Raw genomic sequence first — 11,750 nt, forward strand, 5'->3', positions numbered from 1 at the left:
ATTTCACCGCGGTTCCCTGATGTCACGGACACCCCACGCAGATTGCACGGGATTTCGCGAAAAGGTGATTTCACCCTCCATCATTACGCCTTATGCTCATGATCAGAGTGCGTTTTTGACACACATGAGGATGCTTGATGGCCCCCACGATCCGCCCGACCTTCAGACGATCGCTCGCGCTTCTGGCCGGGGCAGCAATGCTGGCTAATGTCGGCTTTGCCGGGGTTGTTCATGCACAGACCACGCCGCCGACCAACGGCCCGGCGTCGGTTGCCGATCTCGCCGAAGGACTGCTCGACGCGGTCGTGAACATCTCGACATCGCAGAACGTCAAGGACGACGAGGGTGCCGGTCCGGCACCGCGCGCGCCTGATGGATCGCCGTTCCAGGAGTTCTTCAACGACTTCTTCAACAAGCAGAAGGGCAAGCCCGGCGGCAACCACAATGTGAGTTCGCTCGGCTCCGGCTTCGTCATCGATCCGCAGGGCTTCATCGTCACCAACAACCACGTGATCGAAGGCGCCGACGATATCGAGGTGAACTTCGCCGACGGCAGCAAGCTCAAGGCCAAGCTGATCGGCACCGACACCAAGACCGACCTCTCGGTGCTGAAGGTCGAGCCGAAGGCGCCGCTCAAGTTCGTCAAGTTCGGCGATTCCAGCGGCATGCGCATCGGCGACTGGGTGATGGCGATCGGCAACCCGTTCGGCTTCGGCGGTTCGGTGACCGTCGGCATCATCTCGGGACGCGGACGCAATATCAATGCCGGCCCATACGACAACTTCATCCAGACGGACGCGGCGATCAACAAGGGCAACTCCGGCGGCCCGCTCTTCAACATGAAGGGTGAGGTTATCGGCATCAACACGGCGATCATTTCCCCGAGCGGCGGCTCGATCGGCATCGGCTTCTCGGTGCCGTCGGAACTGGCTGCCGGCGTCGTGCAGCAGCTGCGTGAATTCGGGGAGACGCGTCGCGGCTGGCTCGGCGTGCGCATCCAGCCCGTCACCGACGACGTGGCCGACAGCCTCGGCCTTTCAAGCGCCAGGGGCGCTCTGGTCGCTGGTGTCATCAAGGGCGGCCCTGTCGACGACGGTTCGATCAAGGCCGGCGACGTCATTCTGAAATTCGATGGCAAGGCCGTCAACGAAATGCGCGATCTGCCGCGCGTGGTGGCTGAAAGCCCCGTGGGCAAGGCGGTCGATGTCGTGGTGCTGCGCGATGGCAAGGAGCAGACCGTCAAGGTGACGCTCGGCCGTCTCGAAGACAGCGACCAGGCGGCGGCGGATAGCTCTGACAGCAACGGCGGCGTGATCAACCCGGATCCGCAGGAAAACCAGGACATGGACCAGCCTGACAGCGATCAGGCGCAGCCGATGCCTGACGGCAAGGGCAAGCCGGCCCAGCCGGCGCCTGAGGTCGGCGATGCGAAGGACGTGCTCGGCCTGTCGCTATCGGCGCTCAATGCGGATAATCGCAAGAGCTTCGGCATCGCCGAGAGCGTCGACGGCGTTCTCGTCTCCGAGGTCAAGCCGGGCTCGCTGGCGGCCGAAAAGGGCCTGAAGGCCGGCGACGTGATCGTCGAAGTGGCGCAGGAATTCATGCGCTCTCCGGAGACTGTTGTCGCCAAGGTGCAGTCGCTGAAGCAGGAAGGCAGACGCAACGCGCAGATGATGATCGCCTCGGCGAACGGCGACCTGCGGTTTGTCGCCGTGCCGATGGAGTAGGGTGGGGCGTCAGCCGCTGCGCTTGAGTTGCTCGGCGATATAGCGGCGCAAGGCGGTGCTTATTTCGGTTTGGTGGCTGCGGATCGCTGGGCAAAGCGATAATGCTTGGCTTTTCGGGCCAGCGCCCACCGCTCGTCGGAGATCTCAGGGATATCGCTTGTGTCGATTGCCGCGTCGGCAAGCGTGTCCAGAGCGTCGAGTTCCGCCTGCTGCAAATCAGTGAGCGATTGGTTTCTCGTGGTGTTTGACGTCATAAGGTTTCGCCTTCACGGCGCGAACAGTGCGGACATCTGTCCGCAGTAGAGCAGTTATCTTACAGCAAAGCACTTCGGCCCCACAACCCGCGACCGGCTGGTCGATAGGGCTGCGGGGCCTTGAATAATTGTCACACCGTCACGAAATCCGTCTTGCGGTAGCCCTGGATGTAGAGAAGGGCACTGAGGTCGGCGTGGTTGATCTCGATTTTCGCTTCGGCGGCGACGGCGGGTTTGGCGTGTAGTGCGACGCCGGCGCCGGCGAGGTGCAGCATGCCGAGATCGTTGGCGCCGTCGCCGACTGCCATTGCCTCTTCAGGGGAGATGCCGATTTTCCTGGAGATATCCTCGAGCGCATCGACCTTCGCCTGCTTGCCGAGGATCGGCTCGGCGACGAAGCCGGTGAGGTGGCCGTTTTCCTCGAGCAGGATGTTGGCGCGGTTTTCGTCGAAGCCGAGCGTGGCTGCGATGCGGCTGGTGAAGACGGTGAAGCCGCCGGAGACCAGCGCCGTGTAATAGCCCTTCGCCTTCATCGTCGCGATCAGTTCCATGCCACCAGGCGTCAGCGTGATGCGCTTGGCGATCACTTCGTCGATCACCGAGATCGGCAAGCCCTTCAGGAGCGCTACGCGTTCGCGCAAAGCGGGCTCGAAGGCGATCTCGCCGTTCATGGCGCGGGCGGTGATCGCGGCCACCTTGTCCTTGAGGCCGACTTCGGCCGCCAGTTCGTCGATGCATTCCTGGCCGATCATGGTGGAATCCATGTCGGCGATCAAAAGCTTCTTGCGGCGCGTGTCCTGATCCTGGATGACGAGATCGATCGGGGTGCTGCCGATGACTGCCGTTATCGCGGCGTGGGCAGCCGTCGCGTCGGTGCCGTCGCGCAGCGCGATATCGCAGGCTACTCCGTCGGCCAACCAGTAGAGACCGGATGCCTTGGCGGCGTCCGCGGCCTTCTCGGCGATGGCGGCTGTCAGAACAGGATTTGACGGATTGGCAACAAGCGTGGCAACGAGAGCCATGATGGAAAACCTTCTGAACGCAATGGACGCGATCCTGATAACCGGGCCGACGGCCAGCGGCAAGTCCGCGCTGGCCGTCGAACTTGCGAAACGTCACGATGGCGTCGTCATCAATGCCGACAGCATGCAGGTCTACGACACGCTGCGGGTGCTGACGGCGCGGCCCTCGGACGAGGATATGCAGGGCGTACCGCACTATCTCTACGGCCACGTGCCTGCCGCGACCGCCTATTCGACCGGCGCGTGGCTGCGCGACGTGACGGCGCTGTTGCCGCAACTGCGGGCGGATGGTCGTCTGCCTGTCTTCGTCGGCGGGACGGGGCTGTATTTCAAGGCGCTGACCGGTGGGCTCTCCGATATGCCCGCGATCCCCGAGGAGATCCGTACGCGGCTCAGGACGCGGCTGATCGAGGAAGGGGGCGCGGTGCTGCATGCGGAGCTTGCGGCGCGCGACGGCGACGTTGCGGCAGGGCTCAATCCGCAGGATGGTCAGCGGATTGTTCGGGCGCTCGAGGTGCTGGAGGCGACGGGGCGGTCGATTGCCGAGCTGCAGGGGCAATCCGGTCCCATCGTGGTCGATCCGGACAGGGCGCGAAAGATCGTGGTGCTGCCGGAGCGGTCCGTACTACATGACCGTATCAACCGGCGTTTCGAGCTGATGCTCGCTGAGGGTGCTGCCGACGAGGTGAGGGCGCTCCTGGCGCTGTCGCCGGCGCCTGAGATGCCTGTGATGAAGGCGATCGGCGTGTCGCAGATCGCGGCCATGCTTGATGGCGCGATGTCGCGCGAGGATGTGCTGGATAAGGGAGCGGCTGCGACGCGGCAATATGCCAAGCGGCAGATGACGTGGTTTCGCAACCAGATGGATGATAGCTGGGAGCGGCGGAGCTAACTCGGTCCCGCCTACTCAATCCTTGTCGTAGAGGCTGCTCAGCGGCTTCTTCAGGATGCTTTCGCGCAAAGATACGCCGGGTTCGCGACGAATGCTTGTCGGCTGCGCTTGCGGGTCGGCGGGGCGTGGGGCCGGATTTTGTTCGCCGCGCATTTCGCGTCGAAGTGCCTCCAAGCGGCTGTCGATCGAGGTGTCGGCCGCGACGCCGAAGGATTCGCGCGATGATCTCGGCGGTGCTGGCGGTTCGCGCGATGCCGGGGCTGACGGCAGCATGTCGCGGCGGTAGGGCTCGATCGGGGCGAGCGGCGGGGTGATCGGGATCGGCGCCGGGATGATCGGCGGGTAGACGTCGGCCGCGAAGACCTGGTTGTAGTCCGCGTCTTCCTCTTCCCCGAGGTCGAGGCCGGCGTTCTTGACGCTTTGTTGGAAGGCCGAGATGTCGGGGCCGCTCACCGCGCGCATGCGGGTGACGATCTTGCGCAGATCGACGTTATCTGGATCTTCCTCGGTGAATTTCGGCGTCGCGCCATTGGCCTTCGGCAGCAGGTCTTCGCTGACGCGCGAGAAGCGCATGCGCATCGGCACGCTGATCGCCTCGCCGAAGGCGATGGCTTCGCCGTTACCGATCGAAGAGATAAAGCTTGTCGTCGAGATCGAGGAATTCGGGATGGCGGAGCGAATGATTTCCTGGTCGCGGTCGTTGGCAAGGCGCATGGCAAACAGCGTCGAGCACTGCGACAGGATGGTCTGATCGAGTTCGCCCGGGCGCTGCGTGATGATGCCGAGCGAGACGCCGTATTTGCGGCCTTCCTTGGCGATGCGGGCGATCGCCTGACGCGTCGGGAAGAAGCCGAGCGTGGGGTCCGACGGAATGTAGCGGTGCGCTTCTTCGCAGACGACGAGCATGTGGATGGCGCCGTCGCTCCAAAGCGCGATTTCGAATGCCATACGGCACAGCACCGACGCTACGGAATTCACGACCTCGGAGGGGATGCCGGAGAGCTGGAAGGTGCAGATCGGCTTGTTGTCGCCGGGCACACGGAATATCTCGGCCACCGTCTCCATGATCGTATCGGAGATCGTGTTGTTGGAGAACATGAAGTGGTAGCGCGGATCGTTGATCGCGGCGATGATGCGCATCTTCAGCGACCGCAGGAACGGCTTTTCGCCGCGCCCTTCCAGGCGGCCGATGCGCTCGTCGATCAGCGCCAGGAGATCGGCCATGCGGTAGGGGACCGGGGTATCGGCGGTGATCGAGCTTTTCTCGGTGGTGCGGCGAACCAGCGAATTGTCGCTGCCGCGGAAGGCGCGCTTGGCTTCCGGCAGGATGTCGCGCAGCATGTCGAGCTCTTCCGGCACCGGTGTGCGGCCGCGGAAGACCACTTCGGCGAATTCTTCCAGGCGCATCAGCCAGAAGGGCAGGTCGAGCGTGTCGGTATCGACGACGACGGAATGCTTGGGGAAGGCGGCGGCGAATTCGTTGTGCGGATCGAGGATCAGGACGCGCAGCTTCGGGTCGGCCTCAATCGCCTTGTGAAGCAGCAGCGACACGGCGGTCGACTTGCCGACGCCGGTGGAGCCGACGATGGCGAAGTGCTTTGACAGCATGGAGGGGACGTGGATCGACGCATCGATGCTGTCGTCCTGCGTCAGCTTGCCGATGACGGCGGTGGTTCCCGTGCCGGCGTCATAAATGCGCATCAGGTCGGCGGAGCGGATGCGGTGGGCGACGGCGCCGAGATAGGGGTAGCGTGAGATGCCGGTCGAGAATTGCTCCGTGCCGTCCTCGTCGACGCGGACCTCGCCGAGCAGCTCGGTTTCGATCTTGAAATAGTTGTCCTCGCCTTCGCCCCAGGCATGCGTACCCGTGTTCATGGAATAGACGAGCGCCACGACGCGATTGCGACCGACGGTGATCGAGATCAGGCGGCCGACGGACCAGAGTTCGGTAAGGTCTGTGCCGCCGGCTTCGGCGACAGCCGCGATGGTGGCGCGGGACCCGCTGCACGCGACAACGCGGCCGAGGAAACGGTTTCCCGGCGCTAGTACATCGCGGCGGTCATGCTCGCCCGCGCTGCCTGACGTCTGCAAGTCGTTGTTCTGCAAAGGGCTACTCCCTGAGATTGCAGGGCAGGATAAAATGGAACGTTTAATAAACCCTTTGCCGCAAGGGCTTCTGCGGCCATGTTTATTACCGACAACGCATGCTCGGCTTTTTATTGCTTTAAGCGTTGACGCTGCGAAATTTTCTGTCTATCACTTCCGGCCATGAAGATAGCAGCAATTCTTATTGTGGTGGGACAGCGCATGGGCAGGATGGTGTAACCATCCGGCGATAGCCACCCATGCGCTAGACAACAGGCTCCCCAAGGGGCCTTTTTTTATGCCTGAAATTCAGGCTCGCCGCCAAGACCTTCAAATCCCAGCAGTCAAAATGGAACAAAAACATGACGGGCACGGACAATCAGACGGACGAAAACAGGATGACAGGCGCGGAAATCGTTATCCGCGCGCTCAAGGACAATGGTGTCGAACACCTGTTCGGCTATCCCGGCGGCGCCGTGCTTCCGATCTATGACGAGATATTCCAGCAGGACGACATCAAGCACATCCTCGTTCGCCACGAGCAGGGCGCCGGCCACGCGGCCGAAGGCTATGCCCGCTCCACCGGCAAGGTCGGCGTCATGCTCGTCACGTCAGGTCCAGGCGCCACCAATGCGGTTACCCCGCTGCAGGACGCGCTGATGGATTCGATCCCGCTCGTCTGCCTCTCCGGCCAGGTTCCGACATCGCTGATCGGCTCCGACGCCTTCCAGGAAGCCGACACCGTCGGTATCACGCGCCCCTGCACCAAGCACAACTGGCTGGTCAAGGACGTCAACGATCTGGCGGCGATCATCCATGAAGCCTTCCGCATCGCGCAGTCGGGCCGTCCGGGTCCGGTTCTGGTCGATATTCCGAAGGACGTTCAGTTCGCCACCGGCACCTACACGCCGCCGGCAGCGCACGAGATCCAGAAGAGCTACCAGCCGAAGGTTCAGGGCGATCTGAACCAGATCCAGGCTGCGATCGAACTGATGTCGAAGGCGCGTCGTCCGATCATCTATTCCGGCGGCGGCGTCATCAACTCGGGGCCTGAGGCTTCCAAGCTGCTGCGCGAGCTGGTCGAGCTCACCGATTTCCCGATCACCTCGACGCTGATGGGTCTCGGCGCCTATCCGGCATCCGGTAAGAACTGGCTGAAGATGCTCGGCATGCACGGCTCCTACGAGGCGAACATGGCGATGCATGATTGCGACGTCATGGTCTGCATCGGCGCGCGCTTCGACGACCGTATCACCGGCCGCCTCAACGCGTTTTCGCCGAACTCGAAGAAGATCCACATCGACATCGATCCGTCGTCGATCAACAAGAATGTTCGCGTCGATGTTCCCATCCGGGGCGACGTCGGCAATATCCTGGAAGACATGGTTCGCCTGTGGCGCGCCCTGCCGAAGAAGCCGGAGAAGGGCCAGATCGCCGATTGGTGGGCCGATATCACCCGCTGGCGCGCGCGCAACTCGTTTGCCTACACGCACAGCAACGACGTGATCATGCCGCAATACGCGCTGGAGCGCCTCTATGCGCTGACCAAGGATCGCGACGCCTTCATCACGACCGAAGTTGGTCAGCATCAGATGTGGGCGGCTCAGTTCTATGGCTTCGAGAAGCCGAACCGCTGGATGACCTCGGGTGGCCTGGGAACGATGGGCTACGGCCTGCCGGCCGCTCTCGGCGTGCAGATCGCGCATCCGGAGAGCCTCGTCATCGACATCGCAGGTGACGCATCGATCCAGATGTGCATCCAGGAGATGTCGGCGGCGATCCAGTATGAAGCGCCGATCAAGATCTTCATCATGAATAACCAGTACATGGGCATGGTGCGGCAGTGGCAGCAGCTGTTGCACGGCAACCGCCTGTCGAACTCCTACACCGAGGCGATGCCCGATTTCGTCAAGCTGGCGGAAGCCTATGGCGCCGTCGGCCTGCGTTGCGAAAAGCCCGGCGATCTCGACGCGACCATCCAGGAGATGATCGACGTCAAGAAGCCCGTGATCTTCGATTGCCGCGTTGCCAATCTCGCCAACTGCTTCCCGATGATCCCATCGGGCAAGGCACACAACGAGATGCTTTTGCCGGATGAAGCCACCGACGAGGCCGTCGCCAACGCCATCGACGCCAAGGGGCGTGCGCTCGTTTGATCAAAACAGAGGGACGCGGTAGATTGAGCGCGTCCCTTCCTTGTTGGAGCAGGTGCCATGGCCAGAGTGAGGATTTCGGAGAACGGAAGCGTGCCACTGCCGCAGGCGGTTCGTGATGCGCATGGCTGGAAGCCGGGCGCCGAGCTCGAGATCGTCGATGGCGGGCGCGGGGTGGTGTTGCAGCCGGTGGAGGCGGAGCAGGAAGTACTTGCCAAGAAGAAGCTCACGATCGATGAGTTTCTGGCGATGCGGCCAAAATACGAGGGGCCGCCGATCACAGACGAGATGATCGAGCAAGCGGTTCTGGAGGAGGCCAAGCGGCGCTGGGATGAGAAGAATAGCCGTTGATACCAACGTCTTCGTGCGTGCACTGGTGAAAGAAGCATCGGAGCACGGCCGCATCGCTGAAGCTTTGCTGTCATCCGCTACCCTTGTGGTGACGCCGACCGTTTTGCTTGAAGGTGAATGGGTGATGCGCGGGATCATGAAAATCTCGCGTCAGACAATCAATCAGCTTCTTTCCGCGGCTCTTGAGATCGGAGCGTTTGACTTTGAACAGCACGCATCCGTGGCTGTTGCCGTTCGCGCTCATGCCGCCGGCATGGACTTCGCCGACGCCCTGCACGTCAGCCTCACCGCTGCCGGCGAGACCTTCCTCACCTTCGACAAAGGTCTCGTCAAGCTTGCCCAAAAACACATGAATTCCGTCAGCGTTGAGCTGGCGTCCTGACATAATCTGAGGAAACGGACCAAGACATGAACGCACACCTACAGCCGACGGGCTCCGCCTACTTCATTTCGCCGGAAACGGCGGCGATCGAGAACCACACGCTTTCGGTCCTCGTCGACAACGAGCCGGGCGTTCTTGCCCGGGTCATCGGCCTGTTTTCCGGCCGCGGCTACAACATCGAAAGCCTGACGGTGTCGGAGACCGAGCACCAGGCGCATCTGTCGCGCATCACCATCGTGACGCGCGGGACGCCGCAGGTGCTGGAGCAGATCAAGGCGCAGCTCGAGCGTATCATTCCCGTGCATCGCGTTGTCGATCTCACCGTGCGCGCCCGCGAGCTCGGCCAGGAGCGGCCGATCGAGCGCGAAGTGGCGCTGATCAAGGTTGCCGGCGATGGCGAGACACGCGCCGAGACGCTGCGCCTTGCCGATGCCTTCCATGCCAAGGTCGTCGATGCGACCGTTGAACATTTCATTCTCGAACTGACCGGCAAGTCCTCGAAGATTGACCAGTTCGTGGCGATCGTGAAGCCGCTCGGCCTGATTGAGGTCTGCCGCACCGGCATCGCGGCGATGAACCGTGGTCCGCAGGGCATGTGACGCTTCACATCAAGTCCGTTGAAACCGAAGCCGCTGGAGGTCAGAGCATCTCCAGCGGCTTTTTTCTTGATGGCGGCGGGAAGGCGGCGTCGAGGGCGGCTAGGTCCTCGTCGCTGAGGTCGAGCGAGACGGCGTCGCGGTTTTCTGCGACGCGGACTGCATTCGAGGTCTTGGGGATGGCGATGACGCCTTCGCGCTCCAGCAGGAAAGCCAGCGCCAGTTGCGCCGGGGTCGCCTGGTTGGCCTTGGCGATGCGGATGATTTCGGGATGGTGGATGATGCGACCCTGCTCGATCGGCGAGTAGGCCATGACCGGAATGTTGTGCTCCTGGCACCAGGGCAGGAGATCGAACTCGATGCCGCGCCTTCCGAGATTGTAGAGCACCTGGTTGGCGGCGACATTGCTGCCTGCGGGAGCGCTCAGCAGCTCCTCCATGTCGTCGGTATCGAAGTTGGAGACGCCCCATTGGCCGATCTTGCCTTGAGCCTTCAAGGTCTCGAAAGCCTCGACGGTCTCGGCCAGCGGGTGGTTGCCGCGCCAGTGCAGGAGGTAGAGATCGATACGGTCGGTGCCCATGCGCGACAGACTGTTTTCGCAAGCCTCGATCGTGCCCTTGCGGCCGGCATTCCAGGGATAGACCTTGCTGACCAGATAGACCTCGTCGCGACGGCCACGGATCGCTTCGCCGACAATCTTCTCGGCGCCGCCCTCCGCATACATCTCGGCGGTGTCGATCAGCGTCATGCCGAGGTCGAGGCCGGCGCGCAGGCTCTCGATCTCGCGCTTGGCCTCGGACGCCTTTTCGCCCATGTTCCAGGTGCCCTGGCCGAGCACCGGCACCTCGGTGTCGTCGCGCATGGTCAGCGTTGGGATCGGATCGTCTTGCATGGTGGGCCTCGTGTTGTCGGTGTCTCCGGCAAGTGATATACATTGGATATCAAGGGCTAGATATGACCAAGGTAACGATTTCCAAGTGGGGTAACAGCATCGCGATCCGCCTGCCCAAGGCGGTGACGGATGAGCTGCACCTGCGCGCCGGCGATATCGTCAACCTCGACGTTCGCGACGGCAAGGCGACGCTGGAAAAGCCGAAGCAGCAGCTGGCGCCTTCCCTTGCGGAGATCGTTGCCGAGATCCGGCGCCTGGGGCCGGAAAATGAACCGGAGACGGTCGATTGGGGCCGGGATGTCGGTTCCGAACGTTTCTACGATCATGACGAGTAGCCATATCTTGACGGCTGGCGATGTTGTCGTGGTCAATCTGGATCCGATCAGAGGCAGCGAACAATCCGGCATCCGGCCGGCGCTCGTCATCTCAAATGTCTTGATGCACGAAGTCTCCAAGCGCATCGTCGTCTGCCCGATCACGAGAAATATGACGCCTTGGCCGACGAAGATACCGATCCCTGATGGCTTCAAGACGCAAGGCATGGTTCTGGCGGATCAGGTGCGTTCGCTTGACTACGAGGAGCGCGTGCTTCGTCAGATTGAGACACTGCCTACCGACTTTGTCACACTGGTCAGAAGCTATGTCGGCAGGCTGCTCGACCTCGAAGCGGCCGGTACTTACGGCTGACAATCCTGTCACCATGACAATAGGCAGATGGAAACTCCGATTTAGGTCAATTATGCTGACCTAAATTAACAAGGCTCGTGGCGATGATCGCGGGCCACGGAGGTTGCCCCATGCCGCTGGATACGTTTCTGGCACTGCTTCTCTTTGCCTTCACCACATCGATCACGCCCGGCCCGAACAACATGATGCTGTTCACCTCGGGCGTGAATTTCGGCTTTCGCCGGACGATCCCGCACATGATCGGCATCGGCGCCGGGTTCTTCTCGCTTTTGATCGGCGTGGGGTTCGGGCTTGGCGCGGTGCTGCATACGGTGCCAGCGGTCTATACGGCGTTGAAGTTTGCGGGCGGCGCCTATCTGGTGTGGATCGCCTGGAAGATCGCGACGTCGCGGTCGCTGAGCGAAGGCAAGGGCGCGGTGAAGCCGATGTCTTTCCTGTCGGCGGCGGCGTTCCAGTGGGTCAATCCGAAGGCCTGGGTCATGGCGGTGACGGCGATGGCGACCTATACGATCCAGGATATCTACTTCGTCAGCGTCATGATTGTCGGACTGGCCTTTGCCGCCGTCAACGTGCCGAGCGTGTCCACTTGGGCTGGGTTCGGCTCGGCCCTGCGCGACTGGCTGTCGGATCCGGTGCGGCTGAAGTGGTTCAACATCACCATGGCTGTGCTTCTGGTGCTCAGCCTGTGGCCGATGCTGAAATAGGCCGA

Annotated in this window: 13 protein-coding genes; 9 read left to right on the forward strand and 4 right to left on the reverse strand. The window is 62.2% G+C overall.

Annotation, left to right across the window (positions count from 1 at the left end; translation table 11 throughout):
- Positions 1–137 precede the first annotated feature (137 nt).
- Entirely contained in the window at positions 138–1,727 is a 1,590-nt protein-coding gene (locus ACIQUB_RS03135; RefSeq protein ID WP_113236511.1) for a DegQ family serine endoprotease, read from the forward strand.
- Between the two features lie 59 nt (positions 1,728–1,786).
- Here ACIQUB_RS03135 and ACIQUB_RS03140 read toward each other — a convergent pair whose 3' ends face one another.
- Together ACIQUB_RS03140 and serB are read right to left on the reverse strand one after the other, a co-directional pair.
- Complete coding sequence (locus ACIQUB_RS03140) at positions 1,787–1,981, reverse strand: hypothetical protein (RefSeq protein ID WP_402928656.1); 195 nt, start codon at positions 1,979–1,981, stop codon at positions 1,787–1,789.
- Positions 1,982–2,112: 131 nt separating this feature from the next.
- Complete coding sequence (gene serB, locus ACIQUB_RS03145; RefSeq protein WP_113236512.1) at positions 2,113–3,003, reverse strand: phosphoserine phosphatase SerB; 891 nt, start codon at positions 3,001–3,003, stop codon at positions 2,113–2,115.
- Here serB and miaA point away from each other — a divergent pair.
- On the forward strand, positions 3,002–3,895 hold the full coding sequence (gene miaA / locus ACIQUB_RS03150) for a tRNA (adenosine(37)-N6)-dimethylallyltransferase MiaA (RefSeq protein WP_113236513.1): 894 nt from the start codon (positions 3,002–3,004) through the stop codon (positions 3,893–3,895). The two genes, serB and miaA, sit on opposite strands and share 2 nt — an antisense overlap.
- A 15-nt stretch (positions 3,896–3,910) precedes the next feature.
- On the opposite strand, the gene ACIQUB_RS03155 is transcribed toward miaA, so the two are convergent.
- Positions 3,911–6,001, reverse strand: coding sequence for a helicase HerA domain-containing protein (locus ACIQUB_RS03155; RefSeq protein ID WP_113236514.1), 2,091 nt, complete (start codon positions 5,999–6,001; stop codon positions 3,911–3,913).
- Between the two features lie 341 nt (positions 6,002–6,342).
- Here ACIQUB_RS03155 and ACIQUB_RS03160 point away from each other — a divergent pair, with 341 nt between their 5' ends.
- The 4 genes from ACIQUB_RS03160 to ilvN are packed head-to-tail and all read left to right on the forward strand — an operon-like array spanning position 6,343 to position 9,465.
- Entirely contained in the window at positions 6,343–8,136 is a 1,794-nt protein-coding gene (locus ACIQUB_RS03160; protein ID WP_113236515.1) for an acetolactate synthase 3 large subunit, read from the forward strand.
- A 57-nt stretch (positions 8,137–8,193) separates the two neighbouring features.
- Positions 8,194–8,484 (forward strand): AbrB/MazE/SpoVT family DNA-binding domain-containing protein, encoded by a 291-nt coding sequence (locus tag ACIQUB_RS03165; RefSeq protein ID WP_113236516.1) that lies wholly within the window; start codon positions 8,194–8,196, stop codon positions 8,482–8,484.
- Positions 8,465–8,866, forward strand: coding sequence for a type II toxin-antitoxin system VapC family toxin (locus ACIQUB_RS03170; RefSeq protein WP_113236517.1), 402 nt, complete (start codon positions 8,465–8,467; stop codon positions 8,864–8,866). Before ACIQUB_RS03165 ends, ACIQUB_RS03170 begins: the two co-directional genes overlap by 20 nt.
- Before the next feature lie 26 nt (positions 8,867–8,892).
- Positions 8,893–9,465 (forward strand): acetolactate synthase small subunit, encoded by a 573-nt coding sequence (gene ilvN, locus ACIQUB_RS03175; protein ID WP_018900306.1) that lies wholly within the window; start codon positions 8,893–8,895, stop codon positions 9,463–9,465.
- A gap of 40 nt (positions 9,466–9,505) precedes the next feature.
- Here the strand turns inward: ilvN and ACIQUB_RS03180 are convergent, their stop codons facing one another.
- A complete protein-coding gene (locus ACIQUB_RS03180) occupies positions 9,506–10,354 on the reverse strand; it encodes an aldo/keto reductase (protein WP_113236518.1) in 849 nt (282 codons plus the stop codon).
- Positions 10,355–10,416: 62 nt separating this feature from the next.
- Here ACIQUB_RS03180 and ACIQUB_RS03185 point away from each other — a divergent pair, with 62 nt between their 5' ends.
- The 3 genes from ACIQUB_RS03185 (at position 10,417) to ACIQUB_RS03195 (ending at position 11,745) form a co-directional block, all read left to right on the forward strand.
- Positions 10,417–10,689 (forward strand): AbrB/MazE/SpoVT family DNA-binding domain-containing protein, encoded by a 273-nt coding sequence (locus ACIQUB_RS03185; protein WP_402928658.1) that lies wholly within the window; start codon positions 10,417–10,419, stop codon positions 10,687–10,689.
- A gap of 7 nt (positions 10,690–10,696) precedes the next feature.
- Positions 10,697–11,041 (forward strand): type II toxin-antitoxin system PemK/MazF family toxin, encoded by a 345-nt coding sequence (locus ACIQUB_RS03190; RefSeq protein WP_402928659.1) that lies wholly within the window; start codon positions 10,697–10,699, stop codon positions 11,039–11,041.
- 110 nt (positions 11,042–11,151) lie between these two features.
- Positions 11,152–11,745, forward strand: a complete 594-nt coding sequence (locus ACIQUB_RS03195) for a LysE family translocator (protein WP_018900312.1) — start codon at positions 11,152–11,154, stop codon at positions 11,743–11,745.
- Positions 11,746–11,750 lie beyond the last annotated feature (5 nt).

The organism is Rhizobium sp. NPDC090275 (assembly GCF_044772225.1).
Taxonomy (GTDB): domain Bacteria; phylum Pseudomonadota; class Alphaproteobacteria; order Rhizobiales; family Rhizobiaceae; genus Rhizobium.